Annotated in this window: 19 protein-coding genes and 1 pseudogene; 14 read left to right on the top strand and 6 right to left on the bottom strand. The window is 58.7% G+C overall.

The genetic code is table 11. The features are described 5' to 3' along the window. Positions 1–78: 78 nt before the first annotated feature. The 5 genes from HU730_RS04575 (at position 79) to HU730_RS04555 (ending at position 5,699) form a co-directional block, all read left to right on the top strand. On the top strand, positions 79–1,257 hold the full coding sequence (locus HU730_RS04575; RefSeq protein WP_034126704.1) for a DegT/DnrJ/EryC1/StrS aminotransferase family protein: 1,179 nt from the start codon (positions 79–81) through the stop codon (positions 1,255–1,257). Positions 1,258–1,409: 152 nt separating this feature from the next. Then, positions 1,410–3,404, top strand: coding sequence for a nucleoside-diphosphate sugar epimerase/dehydratase (locus tag HU730_RS04570; RefSeq protein ID WP_034126705.1), 1,995 nt, complete (start codon positions 1,410–1,412; stop codon positions 3,402–3,404). A 313-nt stretch (positions 3,405–3,717) separates the two neighbouring features. Next, positions 3,718–4,050, top strand: coding sequence for a ComEA family DNA-binding protein (locus HU730_RS04565; protein ID WP_034126706.1), 333 nt, complete (start codon positions 3,718–3,720; stop codon positions 4,048–4,050). 140 nt (positions 4,051–4,190) lie between these two features. After that, on the top strand, positions 4,191–4,835 hold the full coding sequence (locus HU730_RS04560; protein ID WP_186526636.1) for a GntR family transcriptional regulator: 645 nt from the start codon (positions 4,191–4,193) through the stop codon (positions 4,833–4,835). Positions 4,836–4,850: 15 nt separating this feature from the next. After that, entirely contained in the window at positions 4,851–5,699 is an 849-nt protein-coding gene (locus tag HU730_RS04555) for a DUF1989 domain-containing protein (RefSeq protein WP_034126708.1), read from the top strand. A 59-nt stretch (positions 5,700–5,758) separates the two neighbouring features. On the opposite strand, the gene HU730_RS04550 is transcribed toward HU730_RS04555, so the two are convergent. Together HU730_RS04550 and eat are read right to left on the bottom strand one after the other, a co-directional pair. Further along, the gene (locus tag HU730_RS04550) at positions 5,759–5,926 is read right to left on the bottom strand and encodes a DUF2897 family protein (protein ID WP_080757701.1); all 168 of its coding nucleotides are present in this window, start codon (positions 5,924–5,926) and stop codon (positions 5,759–5,761) included. Between the two features lie 110 nt (positions 5,927–6,036). After that, a pseudogene (gene eat / locus HU730_RS04545) lies at positions 6,037–7,401 on the bottom strand (ethanolamine permease). A 413-nt stretch (positions 7,402–7,814) separates the two neighbouring features. On the opposite strand from eat, the gene kdpF reads away from it, so the two are divergent. From kdpF to HU730_RS04515, 6 genes are all read left to right on the top strand, one after another. After that, entirely contained in the window at positions 7,815–7,904 is a 90-nt protein-coding gene (gene kdpF, locus HU730_RS04540) for a K(+)-transporting ATPase subunit F (RefSeq protein ID WP_003218754.1), read from the top strand. A 9-nt stretch (positions 7,905–7,913) separates the two neighbouring features. Beyond that, positions 7,914–9,608 carry a potassium-transporting ATPase subunit KdpA gene (gene kdpA / locus HU730_RS04535; RefSeq protein ID WP_127882130.1) on the top strand — a complete coding sequence of 565 codons (1,695 nt, stop codon included), beginning with the start codon at positions 7,914–7,916 and terminating at the stop codon, positions 9,606–9,608. A 15-nt stretch (positions 9,609–9,623) separates the two neighbouring features. Further along, positions 9,624–11,681 carry a potassium-transporting ATPase subunit KdpB gene (gene kdpB / locus HU730_RS04530; RefSeq protein WP_169918940.1) on the top strand — a complete coding sequence of 686 codons (2,058 nt, stop codon included), beginning with the start codon at positions 9,624–9,626 and terminating at the stop codon, positions 11,679–11,681. A gap of 105 nt (positions 11,682–11,786) precedes the next feature. Further along, a complete protein-coding gene (gene kdpC / locus HU730_RS04525; protein WP_057975733.1) occupies positions 11,787–12,332 on the top strand; it encodes a potassium-transporting ATPase subunit KdpC in 546 nt (181 codons plus the stop codon). Between the two features lie 127 nt (positions 12,333–12,459). Then, positions 12,460–15,102: a sensor histidine kinase KdpD gene (locus HU730_RS04520; protein ID WP_186526637.1), complete on the top strand. Its 2,643-nt coding sequence runs from the start codon at positions 12,460–12,462 to the stop codon at positions 15,100–15,102. A 141-nt stretch (positions 15,103–15,243) separates the two neighbouring features. After that, positions 15,244–15,933 (top strand): response regulator, encoded by a 690-nt coding sequence (locus tag HU730_RS04515; RefSeq protein WP_034126713.1) that lies wholly within the window; start codon positions 15,244–15,246, stop codon positions 15,931–15,933. A 115-nt stretch (positions 15,934–16,048) separates the two neighbouring features. Here the strand turns inward: HU730_RS04515 and HU730_RS04510 are convergent, their stop codons facing one another. Next, entirely contained in the window at positions 16,049–17,086 is a 1,038-nt protein-coding gene (locus HU730_RS04510) for a patatin-like phospholipase family protein (protein WP_054898472.1), read from the bottom strand. 216 nt (positions 17,087–17,302) lie between these two features. Here HU730_RS04510 and HU730_RS04505 point away from each other — a divergent pair, with 216 nt between their 5' ends. From HU730_RS04505 to HU730_RS04495, 3 genes are all read left to right on the top strand, one after another. Then, on the top strand, positions 17,303–17,581 hold the full coding sequence (locus tag HU730_RS04505) for a hypothetical protein (protein ID WP_003189839.1): 279 nt from the start codon (positions 17,303–17,305) through the stop codon (positions 17,579–17,581). 42 nt (positions 17,582–17,623) lie between these two features. After that, entirely contained in the window at positions 17,624–18,385 is a 762-nt protein-coding gene (locus HU730_RS04500; RefSeq protein WP_034126714.1) for a CHAD domain-containing protein, read from the top strand. Positions 18,386–18,474: 89 nt separating this feature from the next. Further along, positions 18,475–19,272 (top strand): thioesterase family protein, encoded by a 798-nt coding sequence (locus HU730_RS04495; RefSeq protein ID WP_034126715.1) that lies wholly within the window; start codon positions 18,475–18,477, stop codon positions 19,270–19,272. Between the two features lie 9 nt (positions 19,273–19,281). Here the strand turns inward: HU730_RS04495 and HU730_RS04490 are convergent, their stop codons facing one another. The 3 genes from HU730_RS04490 to HU730_RS04480 all read right to left on the bottom strand — a co-directional run bounded on the left by HU730_RS04490 (position 19,282) and on the right by HU730_RS04480 (position 24,877). Then, positions 19,282–19,644 (bottom strand): Mpo1-like protein, encoded by a 363-nt coding sequence (locus tag HU730_RS04490; RefSeq protein ID WP_003189844.1) that lies wholly within the window; start codon positions 19,642–19,644, stop codon positions 19,282–19,284. 116 nt (positions 19,645–19,760) lie between these two features. Then, on the bottom strand, positions 19,761–20,165 hold the full coding sequence (locus HU730_RS04485) for an Imm50 family immunity protein (protein WP_034126716.1): 405 nt from the start codon (positions 20,163–20,165) through the stop codon (positions 19,761–19,763). After that, positions 20,162–24,877 (bottom strand): RHS repeat-associated core domain-containing protein, encoded by a 4,716-nt coding sequence (locus HU730_RS04480; protein WP_186526638.1) that lies wholly within the window; start codon positions 24,875–24,877, stop codon positions 20,162–20,164. Before HU730_RS04480 ends, HU730_RS04485 begins: the two co-directional genes overlap by 4 nt. Between the last annotated feature and the right edge of the window lie 102 nt (positions 24,878–24,979).

The following is a 24,979-nucleotide window of genomic DNA, read 5'->3' as shown; positions in this document are numbered from 1 at the left end:
ACGTGTCGAGCGAATTGCAACGGGGCTCATGTTGACGAGTCTTTCATATTTTCGAATGAAAACTGACGGGTACTGGTTGTGTTGAATTCACCATTTTCTCCTTGGCCTTCTTTTACTGAAGAAGAGGCTGATGCCGTACGTGATGTGGTTCTGTCCAATAAGGTTAACTACTGGACCGGTACACAGGGGCGTGAGTTTGAAAAGGACTTCGCGGCATGGGCGGGAACCGAATTCGCCATCGGGCTGGCCAACGGAACGGTTGCCCTGGACCTTGCCTTGAAGGCCTTGGGCATTGGTGCCGGCGATGAAGTAATTGTCACCTCACGCACTTTTCTTGCTTCTGTTTCAAGCATTGTAAATGCCGGGGCTGTTCCGGTTTTCGCTGATGTGGATCGCGATTCTCAGAACTTCAGCGCGCAGACTATCCGCGCTGTGCTGACTCCTCGCACCCGAGCCCTAATCTGTGTGCATTTGGCCGGCTGGCCTTGTGACATGGATCCGATCATGGCTTTGGCCGAGGAGTTCGATCTTAAAGTGATCGAAGATTGTGCCCAAGCTCATGGTGCTCGTTATAAGGGGCGCCCAGTGGGGTCAATTGGCCACATCGCAGCCTGGTCCTTTTGTCAGGACAAGATCATGACGACAGGCGGCGAGGGCGGAATGGTCACAACCAACGATCGTAAGCTCTGGTCGGATATGTGGTCGTTCAAGGATCATGGCAAAAGCTGGGAGGCAGTCTATGAACGTGACCATCCCCCTGGCTTTCGCTGGTTGCACGAAAGCTTCGGTACGAACTGGAGAATGCTAGAGGTTCAGGCCGTAATCGGTCGGATTCAACTCAAACGCATGACAGATTGGCAAGCCAGTCGGCTTGCGAATGCGGGTCAGATATGGGAGTGCGCCAGCCAACTCAAGGGTTTGCGTGTGCCAATCGCGCCTGAGGGTAGTGTTCACGCGGCGTATAAGTGTTACGTGTTTGTCGAGCCTCAGGCACTCAAGGCCGGGTGGGATCGTGATCGTATTCTGGCGGAGATTTCGGCGCGAGAAGTTCCGGTATTTTCTGGGTCCTGCTCCGAGGTCTATCTCGAGAAGGCGTTTGACAATACTGGCTGGCGGCCAGCGAGCCGGTTGCCGGTGGCGAGGGAACTCGGCGAAACGAGTATGATGTTTCTTGTGCACCCAACGCTGACGCGGTCTGAAATTGAAAAAACATGTTCGGTCCTAAAAGCGGTCATGCAGCTAGCTACCGAGGAGTAATCGGTTAGTACATGGGTAGTGGCGTGTGTTTTTCCAATGCTTAAGGATTTTCTTAACGTCTTGGTCAACGAGAATCCTCCAAAAGTTTTCTTGCCGTTACCCAACAAGGCGCAGGTGTGATCTTAGGAGTAGCAGAAGTGTTTCAAGGTGTTATGGATAAGTTAAGAGTCTTTTTATTGGGGCTGACGCGACGGCAAAAACGCGCCTTTCAAGTAGTGACCGACGTTTTTCTCGTCTGGTTTGCTCTGTGGATGGCCTTTGTTGTTCGCTTAGGGGTTGATGAGTTGATCAATCCGTTCAAGGAGTACCTTTGGTTGTTCTTGAGCGCCACAATCGTTGCTATTCCTCTGTTTGTGCGTTTTGGCATGTACCGCGCGGTAATGCGCTACTTCGGCAACGACGCATTAATTGCTATTATTAAAGCGGTGAGTTTGTCGGCATTAATTCTCGCTCTGATAGTTTATTGGAACAACAATCAGCAAGCCTTCGTTCCGCGCTCGGTCATCTTCAATTACTGGGGATTGAGCATGATTATGATTGGAGGCCTACGTCTTGCGATGCGTCAATATTTTCTAGGCGATTGGTTTGCTGCTGCACAGCATGTTCCGTTCACTAGCCGAGACGATGGATTACCGAGGGTGGCTATTTATGGGGCTGGCGCAGCGGGTAATCAATTGGTTGCGGCCTTACGAATGGGTAGACTCATGCGTCCTGTCGCGTTTATTGATGATGATAGCAGTATTGCTGATCGGGTCATTTCGGGGCTGCATGTTTATAAACCCAAGCATATCCAACAGATGGTTGATATGACTGGCGCTCAGCAAATACTTCTTGCAATCCCTTCTGCCAATCGTGGGCGCCGCCGAGAAATATTGAGTTTTCTTGAGGGTTTTTCCCTTCACGTACAAAGCGTACCCGGGTTTATGGATCTGGCCAGTGGGCGAGTGAAGGTTGATGATATTCAGGAAGTTGATATAGCCGACTTGCTGGGTCGAGACTCCGTGCCTCCGCAAGATGATTTGTTGGAACATTGTATCAAGGGGAAGTCGGTTCTGATAACCGGGGCCGGCGGTTCGATAGGATCGGAACTTTGTCGACAAATTCTTGCTCTTCAGCCGACAACATTACTGCTTTATGAACATAGTGAGTTCAATCTCTACAGCATTTTGCAAGAGTTGGAACAGCGGGTTTTACGCGAGTCTTTGACTGTAAGATTATTACCTATCCTAGGGTCTGTCCGTAACCAGGAAAAACTCTTGGATGTCATGAATACTTGGCATGTTGATACGGTATATCATGCAGCAGCCTATAAACATGTACCTATGGTTGAGCACAATATTGCTGAAGGAGTAATGAATAATCTGATAGGCACATTGAGCACTGCGCAGGCGGCTTTAAGAGCGAAAGTAGCGAATTTTGTGCTTATTTCTACTGATAAGGCTGTGCGTCCAACCAATGTAATGGGGAGTACCAAGCGTCTTGCTGAAATGACGCTGCAGGCATTGAGCAAGGAGATGGCTCCGGTCTTGTTTGGTGATAAAGCCAATGTTTCCTATATTAATAAAACCCGCTTCACAATGGTGCGTTTTGGGAACGTTTTGGGTTCTTCCGGGTCAGTGATTCCGTTGTTTCACAAGCAAATCAAGTCGGGTGGGCCAATAACAGTTACACATCCAAAAATCACTCGTTATTTCATGAGTATTCCCGAAGCCGCCCAATTGGTTATCCAGGCCGGCTCAATGGGACAGGGCGGGGACGTATTTGTTCTGGATATGGGCGAGCCAGTGAAAATCGTTGAGCTGGCAGAAAAAATGGTTCATTTATCGGGTCTGAGTATTCGCTCTGATAAGGCCCCTCAAGGTGATATCTCCATCGAGTTTACTGGGCTGCGACCGGGCGAGAAGCTCTATGAAGAACTTTTAATTGGTGACAATGTTGTAATGACGTCACACCCGATGATTATGAGTGCTAGTGAGGACTATTTGTCTTGGGATATATTGAAGGCACGTCTGACAGAATTGCTTAATGCTGTTGAGAAGGACGATTACAGCCGCGTACGTCAGCTTCTACGTGAAACAGTCAGTGGTTACTCTCCTGACGGTGAAATCGTCGATTGGATATATCAGCAACGACGACTTGATCCCTGATTTTTCCTCTAATTCAGGCGTTCGTGGTGACTTCATAAGTAAAATTTTTTTGTTTGCTTAGAGCCAACTCTCCTCCAACCTCTTCGATCTCTTGGGATTGTCGAGAGGTTGGGGGGCATTGATTTGATTCGCAGCGCTTGGGTGATTCTCTCACTAATTCTAGTTTGATCGGCCTGGTGCAATTTTATGACCTGACTTTTAAACACACCCAGTTACTTATCAGTTTTTGACAGTCTCTAGCAATCACCTAAGTTAGAAAAGCAGCTTCGGAAAAGCTGCTTTTTTCTCTTACCGATATCATGGAGCGTCACCAATGCAAAACCTGTACATCTCATCCCTCATCTTCGCCTTCCTCACCAGCCTCTCCGTCGCCACCACCGCCGCGCCGTCCATCAAGCCGGAACCTCCGACCCCCATCTCCACCCAGATGACCAAGACCGAGCAATCCACCAAGGTCAACCTCAACGCCGCCGACGCCGAGACCCTGCGTCGCGATCTATTCGGCATTGGTGCTTCCAAGGCGAAGGCAATCATCGCCTATCGCGAAAGCAACGGCCCGTTCACCGCGGTGGATGAGTTACTGGAAGTAAAAGGCATCGGCAAGGCACTGCTGGAGAAGAATCGCGACAGGTTGGTTATTGATTGAAGATGTAATAAAAACGCAGAAGGCCGGTCATTGACCGGCCTTTTCTTTATCGGACCTAGCGCCTGGTAATTCGCAGGCAGCATTGGCACGAAACGTGGTTACCTCTTACTTAGTGATTGTTCAACAATCTTGAGGTAACGATGACTCTCACTTTGTCTTTAGCCGATCAGATCGCCCTGGAGCTTCGCGCCGACATTATCGGTGGACGGCTATTGCCAGGCATGCCGCTGGTCGAGGTTGATCTGGTCAAGGCCTACAACTCATCACGCAATACGATTCGAGAGGCGCTGCATCGTCTGGGCCAGGAGGGCCTTACTCGCTATATCCGCAATAAGGGCGTGATGGTTCGGCGCCTGGAGCGGGCAGAAGTAAGTGACCTCTTCGTCGTCCGCCGCACCCTGGAGTTGCAGGCGATTGCCCACAGCAGGCCGCTGACGGACGTTCAATCGACACGTATGCAAAGCGCCATTGACGCCACCCACTTGGCCCGGGAGCGCGAAGATTGGCGAGCCGTGGCCACCCACAGTCTTATGTTCCACCAACAGATCGTCGCCTTGATGGGCAGCCCATTGTTCGACGATTTTTTCGCCCAGGTGATTGCCCAGTTGCGCCTGGTGTTCTGCGCCGCGCCTGACGAGCAATGTTTCCAGTCACCCTGGCTGGAGCGTGACCATGAGATATACACATTGCTAACCCGCAACCAAACCCAGGCCGCCAGCGAGGCGATGAGCCTGTACCTGGACGATTCAGAACACCTTTCCCTCGCCCTGTTTGATCACCCTTGATAGAGGACATGCCCCATGTACAAAGACTACCCGGCCGCGTACCAGGTCAGCAAAGGTTCGGCGTTGCAGGTGGATACGGCGTTCTATGAGCGTATTCGTGATCAGAAAAGCCAGCGCACGTTGATCGAACAGTTCGAGGTGCCGATCCGCACGGGAAGGGCGTGGAAGGTACCGGCCGGGCATGTGTTTCGTGTGACCACGCCGGTGGGGCCTCAGGTGGGGGATTTCAATGTGTGGAACGCCAACGACCCGCGCGAACGTTTGTGGGCCGCGCGCACTCGGCAGCTTCAAGGCGCCCATGTCAGCACCCATGATCGGTTGTGGTCGAACCTGCCCTTTTTAAGGCCCTTGGTCACGATCACCGATGACAGCCTGGCCAGCTACGGCATTGATGAGCACGGTGGGCGTTTGCATGATTTGTTGGGCACGCGGTGCGACCCCTATGTGAACCGTATGTTGACCGGTGAGGACTTTCATCACCATTGCCACTCGAACCTGACCCGTGCGGTATTGCCCCACGGACTGACGGAGTTCGATGTGCATGACGTGTTGAATATTTTCCAGTGCACCGGGCTCAATCACGATGACATGTACTTTATGAAGGCCTGTCCGGCGCAGAAGGGCGATTACCTGGAGTTCTTTGCCGAGATTGATTTGTTGTGTGCATTGTCGACGTGCCCGGGTGGGGACTTGTCGTTGCCGATGTGGGGGCCGGAGGCGCAGGACCCGTTGACGGTGTGTCGTCCGTTGGGGATCGAGATCTATAGGCTGGAGGATGAGTTGCTCAGTGGCTGGAGCCAGCCGGAGCGTGCTGCCTATAAGGGGCAACATGGGTTGCATATTGCCAAGGCGGATTGGGAGTAGGGGGGGCTGCTTCGCAGCCCAGCGGGAGCAAGCTCCCTCGCCACGGGGTTACACGCGTTTTATCTGTCTTGCGTATCCTTGGCGTCCGCCTGCGCATTTCGCTCGGCCACGCGTTTGCGTTGTTCGTCGGTGAGTTCGACTTTGTTGGCGCTGTCACGCAGCATCATCAGGCCACCGACGATCGACCCGATCGCTACTACCATAATCAACCATGCATACCACGGCATAAGGCTCTCCTTGAGGCAGATGTCCGTGGGAAAGCTTCCCACGGTAATGACTGCTTTGAGTCACGGGCTTTCTGAGTAGTTCAGTGTAGGCCCGTTCTGCCTCATAGGCGCTATTGTCCGGTCAACATCGCATCTGCCGGCGCATCGACACGGTCTTGTGCGGTCAGCTGGAAGTAGATGAAGCCCACTGCCATAAAACCCAGGAAGATCAGCCCGATCAACGCATTGAACCAGGCCATCGCCACCAGGCATACCACCGCCAGCACCAGCGCAATGCCTGGCACGATGGGGTAACCCGGCGCGCGGAAGGTGCGTTCCAGCAACGGCTCGGTCTTACGCAGTTTGAACAGGCTGAGCATGCTCATGATGTACATGACGATGGCACCGAACACCGCCATGGTAATCATCGCGGCGGTCAGGGTCATGCCGCCCAGGTTGATCAGGCCGTCGCTGTAGATGGCGGCGATACCCACCACGCCGCCGGCGAGGATGGCCCGGTGCGGTGTCTGGAAACGTGAGAGTTTGGCCAGGAAAGACGGCAGGTAACCGGCACGGGCCAGGGCGAAGAACTGGCGCGAGTAGCCGAGGATGATGCCGTGGAAGCTTGCCACCAGGCCGAACAGGCCAATCCATACCAGCATGTGCAGCCAGCCGGAGCTGTCGCCCACCACGGTTTTCATCGCCTGGGGCAGTGGGTCGTTGATGTTCGAGAGGGTGCGCCAGTCACCCACACCACCGGCGAAGAACATCACGCCCATGGCCAGGATCACCAGGGTGAGGATGCCGCTGATGTAGGCCTTCGGAATGGTGCGCTTGGGGTCCTTGGCTTCTTCGGCGGCCATGGCAGCGCCTTCAATGGCGAGGAAGAACCAGATGGCGAAGGGAATGGCGGCAAACATCCCGGCAATCGCCGGGGCGCCGAAGGTGTCGGAACCGGCCCAGCCGTTGAGGGCGAAGTGGCTGAAGCTGAACGCAGGGGCGACCACCCCCATGAACACCAGCAGTTCGGCGACGGCGAGCACGCAGACGACCAACTCAAAGGTGGCGGCGAGTTTCACCCCGAGGATATTCAGGCCCATGAACACGATATAAGCGCCGACGGCGGCGTGCTTGGGGTCGAGTGCCGGGAACTGCACGTTCAGGTACGCACCAATGGCCAGGGCAATCGCGGGCGGGGCGAAGACGAACTCGATCAAGGTGGCCAAGCCGGCAATCAAGCCGCCTTTCTCACCGAAGGCGCGACGGCTGTAGGCAAAGGGGCCTCCTGCGTGGGGAATCGCAGTGGTCAGTTCGGTGAAGCTGAAGATGAAGCAGGTGTACATCGCGGCGACCATCAACGAGGTCACCAGAAAGCCCTAGGTACCGGCGACGCCCCAGCCGTAGCTCCAGCCGAAATACTCGCCGGAGATCACCAGCCCCACGGCAATACCCCATAGATGCAAGGTACCCAATGTGGGTTTGAGTTGTGTGTTCATTGTGCTGCGCTCCTTGAACTGTTTGGAATGATTCAAGGTGTTGCAGTGGCTATGCCAAGCCTCAGAACTATGTCGTAAAGCAATGCCTATGTCGCCGAAGGGACGGTTTGGCGTTTGAATGCGGCATGAGTTGCACCACATAAGTGCGGTGGTGCCTTGGCGGGCGCTTTCGCGGGCAAGCCCGCTCCCACACTTGACCGAGTTTTAACTGAAAGAACGCAGTCGAATGTGGGAGCCGGGCTTGCCCGCGAAGAGGCCCTCCCAGCCACGGCAAACCCCGCTGTAAACCCCGCATAAACCCACTCTTTACGCCATCTTTACGCCCCACCCAGTCCCTCGCTCTCGTTCCTTTACACCGCTCCTGCGGACAATGCCCCCACACGCGGCAATCGCCGCAAGACGGGGAAATTTCCATGAGCGTTCTGGACGGAGTGTCACTGCTATTGGCCGTGGCGCTGTTCATTTATCTGCTGGTTGCGCTGTTACGCGCGGATCGGAACTAGGAGCGGGCTATGCACAGTTATGACTATTGGCTGATCATCGCCTTCTTTGCCGTGGTACTGGTGCCGGCACCCTTTTTGGGGCGGTTCTACTACAAGGTGATGGAAGGCCAGCGCACTTGGCTCACCCCGGTACTGGGGCCTGTCGAGAAAGCCTGTTATCGCCTCTCGGGTGTGGATGCGCAGCAGGAGCAGAGCTGGCAGAAATACATGCTGGCCTTGCTCGCATTCAATCTGGCGGGCTTCTTTTTGTTGTTCTCGATCCTGTTATTCCAGGGCTCCCTGCCACTGAACCCGCAAAAACTGCCGGGCCAGGAATGGACCCTGGCGTTCAACACCGCCGTCAGTTTCATGACCAATACCAACTGGCAGAACTACAGCGGCGAAGCGTCCCTAAGTTATCTAAGTCAGATGGCCGGCCTCACGGTGCAGAACTTCGTCAGTGCGGCGACCGGTCTCGCCGTTCTGGTCGCCTTGTGCCGTGGGATCGGGCGCAAATCTGCCCAGACCCTGGGCAACTTCTGGGTCGACATGACCCGCGCCACCCTCTACGGCCTGCTGCCGTTGTGCCTGGTGCTCGCACTGTTCCTGGTATGGCAGGGCGTGCCGCAAACCTTCGCTCACTATGTGGATGCCATCACGCTGCAGGGCGTGGACCAGGTGATTCCGCTGGGGCCGGCCGCCAGCCAGATTGCGATCAAGCAACTGGGCACCAACGGCGGTGGCTTCTTCGGCGTGAACTCGGCGCATCCGTTTGAAGACCCGACAGCCTGGGCCAACCTGTTTGAAGTGGCCTCGATCATCCTGATCCCGGTAGCGTTGGTGTTTACCTTCGGCCATTACGTCAAAGACCTGCGTCAGAGCCGGGCGATCCTCGCGTGCATGCTGGCGTTGTTCCTGATCGGCGGCGCGACGTCGCTGTGGTCCGAGTACCAGCCCAACCCAACCCTGAACAACCCGGCGGTGGAGCAAACCGCACCGTTGGAAGGCAAGGAAACACGCTTCGGCACCACCGGTACCGTGCTGTGGTCGGTGACCACCACTGCGGCGTCCAACGGTTCGGTCAATGGCATGCAGGACAGCCTCAGCCCCCTGAGTGGGATGGTCGCGCTGGTCAACATGATGGTCGGCGAAGTGATCTTCGGCGGCGTGGGTGCCGGTATGTACGGCATGTTGCTCAACGTGTTGATCGCGGTGTTCCTCGCCGGCTTGATGATCGGCCGCACCCCCGAATACCTGGGCAAGAAACTCCAGGCCAAGGAAGTGCAATTGCTGGTGGTGACTCTGCTCGTTATGCCGGTCGGCGTATTGGTCTTGAGTGCCATCGCCGCCAGCCTGCCCGGCCCGGCAGGTGCCATCAGCAACCCTGGCCCCCATGGCTTCAGCCAGTTGCTCTACGCCTATACCTCGGCCAGTGCCAACAACGGTTCGGCGTTTGCCGGCCTCGGCGCCAATACCCCATTCCATAACCTGATGCTCGGCCTGGGCATGTTGATCGGCCGCTTTGGCTACATCCTCCCGGTACTGGCCCTGGCCGGCAGCCTGGCGATGAAGAAGGCCGCACCGATTGGCCAGAACAGCTTCCCCACCCATGGCGCGCTGTTCGTGACCTTGTTGACCGTGACCATTTTGTTGGTGGGCGGCCTGACTTTCCTGCCGACGCTGGCGTTGGGCCCCATCGCTGAACACTTGAGCATGGGCTTCTAGTTAAGGGATATGAAAATGAATATGCCTGCAAAAAACGCGGCCCCGGTCAAACCCCTGGAGCCTGCCAAAACCGCCATCTCGGCCCTGTGGCGCCCGGCGCTGGTCCAGGCGTTCGTCAAGCTGGACCCACGCCAACTGCAACGCTCGCCAGTGATGCTGGTGGTCGAACTGACCGCCATCCTCACCACCGTGTTGTGCTTCGTGCCCGACACCACCGTGCCCACTTTTGTAGCGGTGCAAATCGCCGTGTGGCTGTGGTTCACCGTGCTGTTCGCCAACTTCGCCGAAGCCCTGGCCGAAGGCCGCGGAAAGGCCCGCGCCGACAGCCTCAAGGCTGGCAGCGAAGGCTTGAGCGCCCGACGCCAGGAAGCCGATGGCAGCTTCAAGGTGGTGCCGGCCACCAGCCTGCGCAAGGGCGATGTGGTACGTGTTGCCGCCGGGGAAATGATCCCCGGTGACGGCGAGGTCGTCGAAGGGATTGCGGCGGTCAACGAAGCGGCGATTACCGGCGAATCCGCCCCGGTGATCCGCGAGTCTGGCGGCGACCGTTCGGCCGTCACCGGCAACACGCGGCTGGTGTCGGACTGGCTGCTCATCCGCATCACCGCCAACCCGGGCGAGTCCACCCTGGACCGCATGATCGCGCTGGTGGAAGGCGCCAAACGCCAGAAAACCCCCAACGAAGTCGCGCTGGATATCCTGCTGATCGGCCTGACCCTGATCTTTCTGCTGGTGGTCGTGACCCTGCAGCCGTTCGCCCACTTTGCCAATGGCAGCTTGCCGCTGGTGTTCCTGGTCGCACTGCTGGTGACGCTGATTCCCACCACCATTGGCGGCCTGTTGTCGGCCATCGGGATTGCCGGCATGGACCGCCTGGTACGCCTCAACGTGATTGCCAAGTCCGGCCGCGCCGTGGAAGCGGCGGGGGACGTGCATGTGTTACTGCTGGACAAGACCGGCACCATCACCTTCGGCAACCGTCGTTGCTCGGCCGTGGTCGCTGCACCTGGTGTCAGTGGCCGCGAATTGGCCGAAGGCGCGTTGCTGGCGTCCCTGGCCGATGACACGGCGGAAGGCAAGTCCATCGTTGAATACCTGCGCGCCTTGCACCCCCAGGCCGAGCCGAGCCTGGATGCGTTGACCGCCGTGCCCTTCAGCGCCGAGACCCGTTTGTCCGGTGTCGACTATCAGGGCCGTGTGTTCCGTAAAGGCGCGGTGGACTCGCTGCTGGCGTTTATCGGCCAGCAACGCAGCGACCTGCTGCCTGCGTTGTCGCGGGAAATCGACAAGATCGCCCAAAGCGGCGGCACGCCCTTGCTGGTGTGCGCCGATGGCAAGTTACTGGGGGCGATCCATCTCAAAGACGTGGTCAAGCCAGGTATTCGTGAGCGTTTTGCCGAGTTGCGCAAGTTGGGGATTCGCACCGTGATGGTCACTGGCGACAACCCGCTGACCGCCGCCGCGATTGCCGCTGAAGCGGGTGTGGACGATGTGCTGGCCGAAGCCACGCCAGAGAAGAAACTCGCGCGTATTCGCCATGAGCAGAACGATGGTCGCCTGGTTGCCATGTGCGGCGACGGCGCCAACGACGCCCCGGCGCTGGCCCAGGCTGACGTCGGCATGGCGATGAACGACGGCACCCAGGCCGCGCGCGAAGCCGCCAACATGGTCGACCTCGACAGCGACCCGACCAAGCTGCTGGACGTGGTGCAGATCGGCAAGGAGTTGCTGGTGACTCGCGGCGCGCTGACGACCTTTTCCATCGCCAACGACGTGGCCAAGTACTTCGCGATCCTGCCGGCGCTGTTCGCCTCGATCTACCCGCAACTGGGCGTGCTCAACATCATGCACTTGCAGAGCCCACAGAGCGCGATCCTCTCGGCTATCGTGTTCAACGCGCTGATTATCGTGGTGCTGATCCCGTTGGCCCTGCGCGGCGTGCGCGTGCAGGCCGCGAGTGCGGCGGCGTTGTTGCGGCGCAATCTGCTGATCTACGGGCTGGGCGGATTGTTGGTGCCGTTCGTGGGGATCAAGGCCATCGACATGTTGCTGACCGCGCTGCACCTGGTCTGACCTGATCGTTCCCACGCTCCGCTGATTGTTCCCACGCTCCGCGTGGGAACGCCGCCGCCCCGGACGCTCCGCGTCCCACCGCACCACTGAATTGAGGAGTCTGAAATGTCCAACATCATCCGCCCAGCCCTGAGCTTGCTGGTACTCATGACCCTGATCACCGGCGTGGCCTACCCGCTGGTAGTCACTGGCGTGGCCCAAGTGGCCTTCCCCGATCAAGCCAATGGCAGCCTGGTGCGCGACGCCAGCGGCAAGGTGCGCGGCTCCAGCCTGATCGCCCAGGACTTTACCGGCGACAGCTGGTTTCACCCACGCCCGTCAGCCGGTGCTTTTGCCACAGTGTCCAGCAGTGCCAGTAACCTGGGCCCCAGCAATCCGGCCTTGGCGACACGCATATTCGAGGATGCCGGCAAACAGTCAGTGCCTGGCCAGGGCCCGGTGCCACTGGCCTCGCTGACAACCTCTGGCAGCGGCCTTGATCCACACTTGCCACCGCAGGCGATTGCCTATCAACTGGCGCGAGTGGCGGCGGCGCGAAATATGCCGGTGTCGACCTTGCAGCGGTTGCTGGATGAGCACATCGAAAGCCCTCTGGTAGGCCCGCCTGTAGTAAACGTACTGGCCTTGAACATGGCTTTGGAAGCGTTGTAAGCCAGGCGATCGCCATCGCGGGCAAGCCCGGCTCCCACAGTGGAATGCATTCCAAATGTGGGAGCCGGGCTTGCCCGCGATGGCGGCCTTGAAGACTCTCTATCAATACCTGAAGGAACCCCCGAGCATGAGCGACGCCGGCCGCGCCGATGCCCTGTTAGCCGATCTGCCCCGGGACGGCCGTGGCCGGCTCAAAGTCTTCCTTGGCGCCGCGCCCGGTGTGGGCAAGACCTACGCCATGCTCCAGGCGGCCCATACCCAACTGCGCCAGGGCGTGCGCCTGATCGCTGGGGTGGTTGAAACCCACGGCCGCGCCGAGACCGAAGCCTTGCTCAGCGGCCTGCCGCAACAACCGCTGTTGCGCAGCGAATACCGTGGCGTGATGCTCGAAGAAATGGACCTCGACGGCCTGCTCGCCGCCAAGCCAAAGCTGGTGCTGGTGGACGAACTGGCTCACAGCAACGCTCCCGGCAGCCGCCATGAAAAGCGCTGGCAAGACATCCAGGAACTGCTCGCCGCCGGCATCAACGTGTTCACTACGGTCAACGTCCAGCACCTGGAAAGCCTCAATGACCAAGTGCGTGGCATCACCGGCGTGCAAGTGCGCGAAACCCTGCCGGACTGGGTGCTGCAAGAGGCCGACGAACTGCTGCTGATCGACCTTCCGTCTCGCGAGCTGCTCGAGCGCCTGCGTGACGGCAAGGTGTATGTGCCCGAACAGGCGCGTGCGGCCATCGATGCGTTTTTCACCCAGACCAACCTCATGGCCCTGCGCGAACTGGCCATGCAAACCGCCGCCGCCCACGTCGACGATGACCTGGCCCAGGGTTACCGCCAACTCGGCCAGGCCGCGCCGGCAGTGCGTGGGCGCCTGTTGGTCGGTGTGGATGGCGATGCCCAAGCCGAACGCCTGGTGCGCCATGCCAGCCGCGTGGCTCAGCGTCGGCATTTGCCCTGGAGCCTGGTGCACATCGACAACGGCCGTGCGCGGGATGAGCAATCGCGCCTGCGCCTGCAAAACGCCCAGCAACTGGCAGAGCGGCTGGGCGGGGAAGTGGTGTTGCTGCGCGCCGGGGAAGTGGCCAAGACCCTGATCCAGCACGCCGCCGAACGCCGTGCCAGTTTAGTGCTGGTAGGGCAGTCACGGATGCGCTGGCGGCGGCGCCTGTTCGGCGGCGGCTTGGCGGCACGCCTGTTGCGCAATGCCCGCGGCTTGGAAATCAACGTCCTCGACAGCGATGACATGCCTGCACCGCCACGCCTGCCGGAGGTGCGCGGGTTGGTGTGGTTCGATTACGCCTTGGCGGTGGTGGCGACCCTCGCCGCTGCCGCAGTGGCCTGGGCCGTGTCCAGCGCGTTGGCGCTGCCGAACATCTCGCTGGTGTTTCTTGCCGCCGTGCTGTTGGTGGCGGTGCGCAGCAGCCTGGGGCCGTCCCTGGTGTGTGCGGCACTGTCGTTTTTGACTTACGATTTTCTGTTTATTCCGCCGAATTTTTCCTTCGCCATCCAGCGCGAAGAAGACGTGTTGACCCTGTTGTTCTTCCTGTTGATGGCAGCGTTGACCGGCAACCTCGCCGCACGCCAGCGCCGCCAGTTGCAGGCGTTGCGCGATACCCAGGAAGAAACCAGCGAACTGCTCGACCTGTCGCGCAAGCTCACCGCTGCCACCGACCGCCAAGCCGTCATCAGCGCCGCCGCCCACCATCTGCAAGGTTGGAACGAACTCGACCTGTGCCTGGTCAATCGCGATGGACAGGGAGGCTGGAAGGTCGAGACCGGTGGCTCGTTGACCCTTACCGAAGCAGAACGCGCCGCCGCCGACTGGGCCTGGCAGCATGATCAGCCGGCCGGCATGGGCACCGGCACCTTGCCGTTTGGGCGTTGGTGGTGGTGGCCGCTGTCGGGTGAAGAGGGGCCCTTGGGGTTGCTGGGTGTCAGTGCCAAGCCTGGCCTGGAATTGAGCGGGCAACGTCGTCGCTTACTCACCGCGTTGAGCCAACCGCTGGCCCAGGCGCTGGCGCGGGCACAACTGGGGCAGGAGCTGGAATCGGCGCGCCTGCACGGCGAAACCGAACAACTGCGCAGCGCTTTGCTCGCGTCGGTGTCCCACGACTTGCGCACGCCATTGACGTCCATGCGCGGCAGCATTGACAGCCTGCTGGCCCTGGGTGAAGCCATCCCGCTGGAGGATCGCCGCGAATTGCTCGAAGGCACTCGCGATGAGGCCGAGCGCCTCGACCGTTATATCCAGAATCTGCTGGACATGACACGCCTGGGCCACGGTGCGCTGAAACTGGCACGCGATTGGGTGTCGCCCGGCGATATTGTCGGCAGTGCCCTTGGGCGATTGCGCGCCGTGCTGGCGCCGTTGCAGATGAGCACCGATGTGCCGCCGGAACTGCCCTTGTTGTATGTGCATGCGGCGCTGATTGAGCAGGCCCTGGTCAATGTGCTGGAAAACGCCGCACGGTTTTCGCCGCCCCAGGGCCGCTTGCAGTTGCGCGCGGGCGTGCAGGATGAGCAGTTGTTTTTTGCCGTAGCGGATGAAGGGCCAGGCATTCCCGAGGAGGAGCGTGCGAAGATCTTCGACATGTTCTACACCGCTGCCCGCGGTGATCGAGGCGGGCAGGGCACCGGCCTCGGCTTGGCGATCTGCCAGGGCATGGTCGGTGCGCACGGTGGGCATATCAGCGTGGCCGATGGCATTGACGGGCGGGGCACCTGCATCACCTTGTTTTTACCGCTGCCCACACAACCTGCCTTGGAGTAAACCTTGTAGGAGCGAGCTTGCTCGCGAAGGTCGTTAACGATAATGATGGCTTCCTGAATGCACGCGTTGCCTAGAGGTTTTTCGCGAGCAAGCTCGCTCCTACAGAGAGGGTGATTTTTTAATGGGTTTTAATGAGACACCATGAGCCAGACCGCGACGATTCTTGTCATTGATGACGAACCGCAGATCCGCAAATTCCTGCGCATCAGCCTGGCTTCCCAAGGCTATAAGGTAATCGAAGCCGGCACCGGCAACGAAGGCCTGGCGCAGGCGGCCTTGAGCAAACCGGATCTGCTGGTACTCGACCTGGGCCTGCCCGACATGGACGGCCAACAGGTGCTGCGCGAGTTTCGCGAGTGGTCGAGCGTGCCGGTGCTGGTGCTGTCGGTGCGGGCCAGCGAAGGTCAGAAGGTCGAGGCCCTCGACGGTGGCGCCAATGACTACGTGACCAAACCGTTCGGCATCCAGGAGTTTCTTGCCCGGGTGCGTGCGCTGTTGCGCCAGGCACCGGCCGGAGAGGCTCAGGAAGCCGCCTTGAGTTTTGGCCCGCTGACGGTCGACCTGGCCTATCGCCGCGTTTTGCTGGACGGTGCCGAAGTGGCGCTGACCCGCAAGGAATACGCAGTGCTGGCGCAGTTGGCACGCCACCCGGGGCGGGTGATTACCCAACAGCAACTGCTCAAGGACATCTGGGGGCCAACCCATACCGAGGACAGCCACTACCTGCGGATCGTGGTGGGGCACTTGCGCCAGAAGCTGGCGGATGACCCGACCCAGCCACGGTTTATCGTGACTGAGGCGGGGGTGGGGTATCGGTTGCTAAGTGCCTGAACGTTTGGTGCCTGTGCTGGCGCCATCGCAGGCAAGCCAGCTCCCACAGCTGAAATGCATTTCCCTGTGGGAGCCGGGCTTGCCCGCGATGAGGCCATCCGCAACACTTACACGCTCAACTCTGCTCACTCTCATACCGATCCAACGTATCACTGGCAATCTCCCGCCCCAAAGCGATCAATTCCGGCGCTTTATAGAACTCGAAAAAGCGGCACACCCGCTTTGGCACGTTGATCAGCACATCGGGCGGATACCCAGCGATCTTGTACTGTGCCAATGAGGTTTGCATCACCTCGAAACTCTGGTTGATCAGATCCAGCAACGAGGCAGGCCCGACGTTGTCGATGATGAACGAGCCGGTGGCCGACTTCGGTGCACCGGCTTTCTCGGGCGCCGCGGCAGGTTGCTGGGCTTCGGGTTCGGCAGACTCCAGCCACGGGTTGATTTCGGCGGCCTGGGCCTGCAAGGCTTCTTGTTCCAGCTTCATCAACTGCTCGGCCTGCTTGCGGCGAAATGGCAGGTGGGAGCCCAGTGACTTGGCCAGGCTGTTGAAGCGGCTCTTGAACGCCGGCGGGCGCGGAATCACCGGCAATTGGTAGTGTTTCTGGTTGGTGGCATTGAGGTTGACCGCAATGATCAAGTCGCAATGGCTCGACACCACCGGAACGATGGGCAGCGGGTTGAGCAGGCCGCCGTCCACCAGCATGCGGTTGCCCTGCATCACCGGTGTGAACAGGCTGGGGATGGCCGCTGAGGCGCGCATGGCCTGGTGCAGGCAGCCTTCCTGAAACCAGATCTCCTGTTGGTTGGTGAGGTCGGTGGCGACGGCGGTGTAGGGGATGCGCAGCTCCTCGATATTGATATCGCCGACAATCTTGCGGATTTGCCCGAACACCTTCTCACCGCGAATCGCTCCCAGGCGAAAGCTCACATCTACCAGGCGCAATACGTCGAGGTAGTCCAGGCTTTCGATCCAGTTGCGGTACTCGTCGAGCTTGCCGGCGGCGTAGATTCCACCCACCACGGCGCCCATGGAACAGCCGGCGATACAGGCGATGTCATAGCCGCGTCGTTCGATTTCTTCGATCACCCCGATATGGGCGTAGCCCCTGGCCCCACCGGAGCCCAGCACTAAGGCAACACGTTTCTTCATGGCCAGATCCTTCGCAAAACAGGGGCCCACAATGCACCCATCAAGGGGCCTGCTTCAATCCTTGCTGACAGCGCGCAATATTTTTCCAGGCTGGCGATCAGCCTCGGGTATGCTCTGGCAATAGGTACTACTGATTTCAGGCTAAGGACAAGGCACTTTTCCCTGTAGGCAACGTCTACAGGCTACGACTGAATTTGTATATTTGAGGTGTCATCAATGAAAGCCTGGATCTGTGTGCCTGTGATCGTGTTGGCCTTGGCTGGCTGTGCCGGGAAAACCGCGTATCGCGACAGCTGTGGCTCGCAATTGGACGCCGCCTGGAAAGAGCTGGACCTGGCCAAGGCCGAAGGTTTTGCTGGCACTGTCAGCTACTCCAAGGCTTTGTCGCTGTTGACTGGCGCCAAGACTCAGCAGCAGTTTGAAGCGTTCGAGGGTTGCTCCAACAAGGCCGAAAAGGCGCGGTTCTACATTCGTGAGTCTCGCGCCGGGCGATGACCCTGCGGCGGATAGGATTTTTCATCGGAAAGTGAGGGCAGGATGTCAGCGTTGGTCAATCAGTTAGTCGCTCAGGTCATTGGCCTGGAAGTAGGGTTACTGAGCTGCCAGGCTCGCCTCGCCGCCGTCACTGACGATGAAGCCTTGCATGATTTGCGCACCACGGTACGCCGCCTGCGCAGCCTGTTGCGCCCTTTGCGCGGGCTGCCCGGTGTCGAACAGCTTGAATTGGCCGCCAGCACGGTTGGCCAACTGACTACGCCGCTACGCGACCGAGAGGTGCTGGCGGCGTATTTGCATCAGCACGGTTATCACGACGCGGCTGATCGACGCCTGCGTCTGCAGCCCGAGGCTTATCGCCAGGTGGCGCAAAGCCCGGAGTTGGCGCACTTGCTGCTGATTCTGGATGCGTTCCCACGGTTTATCCGCGCGTCCCAGCATCAGAAACTGCTCAAGGGCTTGCGCCCGCGCATCCAGAAACGCCTGGCCAAGCAATGGCAGGCACTCGATGGCGCCTTGAAGGACCCCGATCATGACCGCCACCGGCTACGGTTGCTGATCAAACGTGTGCGCTATGCCGCCGAGGCGTATCCCGAGCTGGACAAATTACCCACCAACGCCCTGTCGCACTTGAAGAAGGCCCAGAGTGCGCTGGGTAACTGGCATGACTGTTGGCAGTGGCTGGCCCAGGCCGGCCATGAGCCAGACCTGCAACCCTGCGTAGCAGTGTGGCAGCGCACCATGCTCAAGGCGCAAGGCAAGGCCGACCGTGTGCTGGACACGCTCAGCTCCGAGTGTTTTTAAACCGGTCCGGTTTTTGGCCGGAATGGGCGCTGTGCCTGTGCAATTCGATGGTTAAGATTCCTCCACGATTTTCTTGATGTGAGGTCGCCATGCGCTTTAGTGATTTGCTCGACGCTGCCCGTAGCAATCCGCTGGATGTCACCATCCCTGCCGAATGGGCCCAGGGCCGGGCCACCTTTGGCGGGCTGGTCGCTGCCTTGCAGTACGAGGCGCTGCGCGCCCAGGTGCCGGCGGACCGACCGCTGCGCTCGCTGGCCATCACCTTTGTCGGCCCGGTAGCGCCGGATGTAACTGCCAGCTATCAAGTCGAAGTGCTGCGCGAAGGCAAGGCGGTCAGCCAGTTGCTGGGGCGCGTGGTGCAGAACGGTGAAGTGGCGACCCTGGTCCAGGCCAGTTTTGGCGCCTCTCGCCCCTCCGAAATTGACGTGGCAAGTGAGCCGCCACCGGTATTCAAACATTGGGATGAGTGCCAGGAACTGCCCTATATCAAGGGTGTTACCCCCGAATTCATGCGGCATCTGGCGATGCGCTGGAGTGTCGGTGGCCTGCCGTTTACCGGCAATAAATCCCGCGACATGGGCGGCTGGGTACGGTTGCGGGGGGATGTGAAAGAGGAGCCATTGACCGAGGCGCATATCCTCGCCCTGGTCGACGCCTGGCCACCGGCGTTGCTGCCACACCTGAAAAAGCCCGCGCCGGGCAGCACCCTGACCTGGACCATCGAGTTCATCCAGCCGCTGCAAGACCTGACTACGCTCGACTGGTGCCAGTACCACGTCAACATCGAACACGCCCGCGACGGCTATGGCCACGCTGCCGCTGCCTTGTGGAGCCCGACCGGCGAGTTGATCGCCCTCAGCCGCCAGACCGTGGTGGTGTTCGCCTGAACCCGCCGGTCAGTGGTGGTGCCGCTGCCGCCAGGCGCGCCACCAGCCACCGCTGAGCACAAAGCGCGGGAAGGTCACGAACTGCTCAACCACCAGGCGCTGCACCGCATCTTTGCGATCACTGAACGGCTCACTGGCCTGGGCTTCCAGGCTATGGCCGTGACGCTGCAACGCCAGGCCCGCGACAATACCAATCACGCCGACGGCGAAGCTGGCCAGGCTAAGGCTGAACACGCCCGACACGATCAGCAGAAAACCGACGATAAACAGCGGCACGGCAATCAGGTGCAACGCCAGGTTGGTTGGGTGCTGATGGTTCTGTGGGTACTGACGCCATTGCCAGGCGGGGAGATTGGGGTGACGTTTGCCCATGGTGGTGAGTCCTCTGTCCGTTGAAACAACTTGGACAGAGTTTAGGTGGAGGTGGGCGAGGTGGCGAATTGGGGCTGGCTATGGGGCTCATAGTAATTATGCGATTTTTGCTCTATCTAGAAAAAATAATCGTCTGGACCATTTATGTATACATTCGGATCGCAAAGTGAAATGAATTTAGCCTTGAATTCAATTAGAGAATTTTCATTCTTTGCTTGGAAATGAAAAAGATCATTTTGCTTAGTGATATCAACAAGAAACACCTCTTTAATGGGGATGTTGTGTATTTTTAATTCGCGAATGCCATGACAATCGATGCCCATTCTGCAGGTGTTATAGCCTTTCCCTTCCCATTTTTTTGGCAAAGTATCTGGAAATTCGGGTATGTCGAATCCTAATCCCACAGAAGGTCGATCATTTTCTATTTGCAAAGAAAAAAGAGCAATTTGGCCGATTTCTACAGGCGTGCTAAAAATTTTTTCAAAAAAAATATTATGATCAAGTTCGTTCCAGTATTTCATCGACTTCTCCTAAAGTTGTAATGGTCCTTGCCGCCGTCTACGGTTCCGTTTCGAGGCTTGTCTATTGGTCGCAAATTGAAATGCGCTTTTTGGTCACCTATGCCGTCTGGTCTGCCGAATTTATGCCCGGCAGAATGGTCCTGAATAAGAACCTTCGAGCCGTCTGCTCTCGTGAATTGATAAACCCTTGAATTTATGGTTCTACCGCTTTCATCCAATATATTGTCATCATTCAAATCAGTCATTTTTTCTATTTTGTACTGTGTCGTTCTTCCTGAGCTCGGGTGTGTCATCACATCGGGGTTTTGAGTCATAGGTACATTGGCATCCCTTTTTGCTTGCCTGAACGCCCCTTTACGAGAGACATCAGGTATATCCGGTTCTGCAGGCAAAGAGCAGATCGGTTTTTTCTTTCCTGAGCCAGGACAATTTGCGCTCAACCCTAGAGGATCAACCCACCCCGTAGGGTTGGGCACATATTGGTACCCGTTGATCCCACCCGCCAACCTCACCGGGTCCGGCGTCAGGTAGCGACCAATATCCGGATTGTAGTAGCGATGGCGGTTGTAGTGCAGGCCGCTTTCCGCATCGAAATACTGCCCTTGAAACCGTAGTGGATTGTCGACTTTGCCCACGTCGAGCCGGGCGATCTGGCCGTAGGCGCGGTAGTGGGCGGACCAGACGATTTCGCCCTCGGGGCGGGTCAGCTCTTGCGGGGTGCCGAGGTGGTCGAGTTGGTAGTGGTAGGGCTTGGTTTCTTTTGGGCCGAAACCGTCCAACAGTGCCAGTGGGCGGAAGCTGCCGGGTTCGTAGAGGTAGCTGCGATGGCGTTCTGCATGGTGTTCGGCAATTAGCTTGTCGCCTTGCCAGAAAAACTCTGTGGTTATGTCATCCACGGTCTTGCTGATGCGCCGCCCAAATGGATCGTAGCGATAGCTGGCGGTCTGGCCGTTGGGTTGCGTGACGCTGATGAGCCGATGCTGGCAGTCATAGCGGTACTCAGTAACAAGTTGCTGGCCTTTGCCGCGCCGTTCGCGGATGAGGTTGCCGAAGGCGTCGTAGTCGTAATGGCGGTCGCCCTGGATCATCAGACGATTCGCCGCGACGATGTCCGGGCCGGGGCGGTCTTGCATCAGCAGGTTGCCGGCGGGGTTGTGGCCGAAGCGTTCCTGTACGTCCTGGGAGTGGTCGGCGCGGGTCAGGCGATTAAGCGGGTCGTAGCGGTAAAGCTGTTCGCCTTTGCGGGTGTCGAGCAGGCGGGTAAGGTTGCCGGTTTTGTCGTAGTCATATTGGCGTTGGTAGAAATAGTTTTGCTGCTGCGTAACGGCGTGGGCGTGCAGACGATTCTGGTCGTCGTAGTGGTAGTGGCTGAGCAGTTGGCCTTGCTGGCGTTGGTGTTCACGGCCGCTCTTGAATAGGTGCGAGGTAAGCACTTCACCGTTGAGTTCGACGGTGGCGAGGTGGCCGCCTTTGTCGTGGTTGAAGGTGAGGCGGTTATTGTCCGGCAGGCACAGGTTTTTCAGTTGCCCGCAGGCGTCGTAGCCGTAGCGCAGGGTGCCCCAGCCTTGGTGTTCGGCGGTGAGGCGGTTTTGGCGGTCGTATTCGTAGGCCAACGCCCAGTGGCCGTCCTCGACGCTGAGGAGGTTGCCTTGGCGGTCGTAGGTATAGTCGACAACGTTGCTGTCGGGCAGGGTTTTTCGTACGAGGCGTCCGGCGTGGTCGCGCTCGTAACTGGTGATTAGCTGACTGTTATCGTCGCCGTATTCGGTCTTCTCCAGCAGGTTGCCGTTGAGGTCGTAGGCATAGGCGGTGCGCTGGCCGTCGAAGCCGGTTTCCTGGCGGATCAGGCCATTGAGGTGGTAGTCGAGTTGGTAGGTTTCGCCGGCTTCGTTTTCGATCTCGGTGAGCAGCAGCCGCACGTTGTCGTAGCGATACTTGACCTGGGTGCCGTCGGCGTTGAAGCGGCGGCTGATCAGGTGCAGGCCGTCTGCGTATTCGTAGCGGGTGACGTGGCCGAGTTCGTCGCGTTCGGCGATGATTTTGCCGTAGGGGTTGTAGCTGAATTCCCTACAACTACCGCCTGGCAATACAAGACGAATCAACCTGCCGACGCTGTCCCATTCATAGACTGTCTGCGCGCCGTGTTCATCCTCACGGGCAACTTGCCGCCCCAGATCGTCATAGCGATAACGCTTGATCCCGCCATTGGGCAATTGCTCCTCAAGCAGTTGCCCGCGTTCGTTCCACACCAGTCGATGGCAACTGTGATCCGGGTACCAAATCCCAGTCAGTTGCCCGTGCTTGTTGTAGCTGTAGTCAGTAACCTCTCCATCGGGATCGGTCCTACGCGTAACATCGCCTTGTTCATTACGCTCGTATTTCCAGACCGCCTGCCCACGCCTGACAACCCTTACAAAACCGTTGTCATGCTCGTAGGACGTTGGCTCATCATCCCCCGGAAACAGCGCCACCAAGCGTCCGGCGTCGTCATATTGATAGGCCGTCACCGCGCCCATCGGGTCTTGCTCGACGGTCAGCCGGCCCTTGGCATCGTAGGATTTGTAATGCTGAGCGCCATCCGGATCGATGCGCTGCACCAAGCGCGTCCGGTCGTCATGGACATAGACTTCCTGGCTACCATCGGCGTTATGCACGGTGACGTGGCCGTCATCGCCCCAGGCATAACGCGTGTCCATCTGCGAGAAGCTCGCCCAATGCCGGACGCAACGCGCCGCCTTGCCAGACCGTTCCCACGCCCAGAAGAAACTCGCCCCACCGGCCAACTGCCGCTCAAGAATGACGTGCTGATCGTCGTACCGATAACGCTCGCTTTCCCCGACAGCATTGGTCGCGCAGACCAGTCGTCCGTGTTCGTCGTAGGCGTAGGAAACAAGGTTCTGTTCGGTTTCCCAAACGTAGGGCTCACGCCCTTTGGCGCGATGAACCTGGTAGTCCACCGCGACGATGCGACCCAACTCATAACGCAGCAGCAACGAACGACCGGCGCCATTATCCAACCGCTCAATCCGCCCAGAACGATCCCGGCAAAGGCGCAGCCGGTTGTCATATGCATCGCTGATGGTTGTCAGTACACCGTCGCGAAAGTGATAAAAACGCGAGGCCTGGGCCAGCACCAGTTCATCAGGAGCCGAGCCTAAATAGATCGCCGCTTCGGCCAGGCTATTGGTGATCGCGGGCCGAGAATCGGTGGGCAAGGGCAGGGTGGTCGAGCGATTCTCATGGTCGATCCACACCACCGAATCGCCCGACACACAAAGCCTGTGAGCCAGCGCATGGCTCCAACCAAACCCCAACCCACAATCGACCTCCACCGCGCTAGTGCGATACAGCCGCGTCCACTCAAACGGCAAAATCCCGTCCAGCGCGCCGTCGGTGAGTGTCAGCAATTCCTCGCCGGTGACCATCGACACCGGGCAGCCGTGAGTGACTGTTTTATCCGCTGGCGCCGCCGCATCGCCCTTCGGATTCGACGCCACAGCTGGCACATCATCGACAGGCTCCTGACGGACCAACGTCGTGCGCTGGGTCTTGCCACGCACCATTGGCACCGGGTTCGAAACCAGCGTGTCGCCCGCCTTCAACGGCACAGCCGGCACTGCCTTGACCGGCGTCGCCGCACTGCTCAGCAACACCGGCTTGGCGGCCTCGACATGGGTTTCCAGCCGAGGCCCCGCCACCTGCTTGACCAGCAACTCCAATAACGCCCGCGCCCGCCCGGATTTGACGTGACTGAGCGTCTGCGCGCCCAGGCGAAGCTGGACCCCAATGCCTCGCGTGGCCCAGATCAGCAACAGATTGATCAAGACTTCGCCGGTGATTTCACCCAGCAGTTCGTACATATCGGGTGGCGGCAGCATGCGTACCCAGGCCACCAGCGCCGACAGGTAGATAAACAACAGCGGCTCGTCACTGAGTACCAGCAACCCCTTGGCCAGCGTGTCTCTGCCCAGTTTGAGCAGCGCGTTCAGCTCGGTCTGGGACAGGTATTTCAGCAACGTTTCGCTGTTGGTCTTGAGGTTGGCGAGCAGGTCGTACAGCTCGGTGATGTTGTCCCACAGGTTATAAAGCGCGTTGCCCAGCCCGGCAGCAAAGGCCACGCCCTGTAAGGCACTGCGCTTGTAAGCCGGCGCTTTGGCAAAGTCTGCCCATCGAGGCTTGAAGTGCTCGGCCCATGCCGTGCGCAAATCCGTTTCCAGCCCGGCGATCACAGACTCATAGGACGCATACAGCGCCTGGACGTGAACCTTGGAAACAGTGGGATAAAAGGTGATTTCGTACTGTTGGTCGCGGCTACAGTCGCTGACTTCAAGAATGCCGCTGGGGCCAATGGTCCGATGCAGTGGCGCGCCTACCGGGCTGCCGTCCTGTGCAACGGCTTGCAGCATCACGGGCGTGTTGCCGATAGGCACGAACTGTGTGCTTTCGAACAGGTGCACCAGGGTCAACCCGCCCTGGGCTTTGCATTGAGCGACCGTGCGACTGGGTTTTTTGGAGGAAATTGGCGCGACCAGTGCGACGTCTTCCCCAACCTTGAACACCTGATCCACGCTAAGTGCCGACCCACTTAAAAAGCTGTCGGCCCACTTATCAAAGATATTCAGGCAGGTGCGAAAATCCGCGAATACGCGCTCGATGTTCGGCGCTTCGGGATCCATGGGCACCAGCACCAGGTTGGCCAGCACCGAGATCAAGAGACAGCCCCATTCATCAGGGCTCTAACGAACACCACCATCAGCAATCCCTCGCACTGTTTGATCAGGCGAGGGACTTTGCAGCGGTTGTCAGGTAAAAGA

The sequence above is a fragment of the Pseudomonas sp. SWRI22 genome, from assembly GCF_014268395.2.
Taxonomy (GTDB): domain Bacteria; phylum Pseudomonadota; class Gammaproteobacteria; order Pseudomonadales; family Pseudomonadaceae; genus Aquipseudomonas; species Aquipseudomonas paracarnis.
This window is presented reverse-complemented; position numbering and strand designations above follow the sequence as displayed.

Coding starts and splice junctions, on each gene's coding strand:
- HU730_RS04570 (WP_034126705.1), top strand. CDS start 1,410: ATGGATAAGTTAAGAGTCTTTTTATTGGGGCTGACGCGACGGCAAAAA.
- HU730_RS04565 (WP_034126706.1), top strand. CDS start 3,718: ATGCAAAACCTGTACATCTCATCCCTCATCTTCGCCTTCCTCACCAGC.
- HU730_RS04560 (WP_186526636.1), top strand. CDS start 4,191: ATGACTCTCACTTTGTCTTTAGCCGATCAGATCGCCCTGGAGCTTCGC.
- HU730_RS04555 (WP_034126708.1), top strand. CDS start 4,851: ATGTACAAAGACTACCCGGCCGCGTACCAGGTCAGCAAAGGTTCGGCG.
- HU730_RS04550 (WP_080757701.1), bottom strand. CDS start 5,926: ATGCCGTGGTATGCATGGTTGATTATGGTAGTAGCGATCGGGTCGATC.
- kdpF (WP_003218754.1), top strand. CDS start 7,815: ATGAGCGTTCTGGACGGAGTGTCACTGCTATTGGCCGTGGCGCTGTTC.
- kdpA (WP_127882130.1), top strand. CDS start 7,914: ATGCACAGTTATGACTATTGGCTGATCATCGCCTTCTTTGCCGTGGTA.
- kdpB (WP_169918940.1), top strand. CDS start 9,624: ATGAATATGCCTGCAAAAAACGCGGCCCCGGTCAAACCCCTGGAGCCT.
- kdpC (WP_057975733.1), top strand. CDS start 11,787: ATGTCCAACATCATCCGCCCAGCCCTGAGCTTGCTGGTACTCATGACC.
- HU730_RS04520 (WP_186526637.1), top strand. CDS start 12,460: ATGAGCGACGCCGGCCGCGCCGATGCCCTGTTAGCCGATCTGCCCCGG.
- HU730_RS04515 (WP_034126713.1), top strand. CDS start 15,244: ATGAGCCAGACCGCGACGATTCTTGTCATTGATGACGAACCGCAGATC.
- HU730_RS04510 (WP_054898472.1), bottom strand. CDS start 17,086: ATGAAGAAACGTGTTGCCTTAGTGCTGGGCTCCGGTGGGGCCAGGGGC.
- HU730_RS04505 (WP_003189839.1), top strand. CDS start 17,303: ATGAAAGCCTGGATCTGTGTGCCTGTGATCGTGTTGGCCTTGGCTGGC.
- HU730_RS04500 (WP_034126714.1), top strand. CDS start 17,624: ATGTCAGCGTTGGTCAATCAGTTAGTCGCTCAGGTCATTGGCCTGGAA.
- HU730_RS04495 (WP_034126715.1), top strand. CDS start 18,475: ATGCGCTTTAGTGATTTGCTCGACGCTGCCCGTAGCAATCCGCTGGAT.
- HU730_RS04490 (WP_003189844.1), bottom strand. CDS start 19,644: ATGGGCAAACGTCACCCCAATCTCCCCGCCTGGCAATGGCGTCAGTAC.
- HU730_RS04485 (WP_034126716.1), bottom strand. CDS start 20,165: ATGAAATACTGGAACGAACTTGATCATAATATTTTTTTTGAAAAAATT.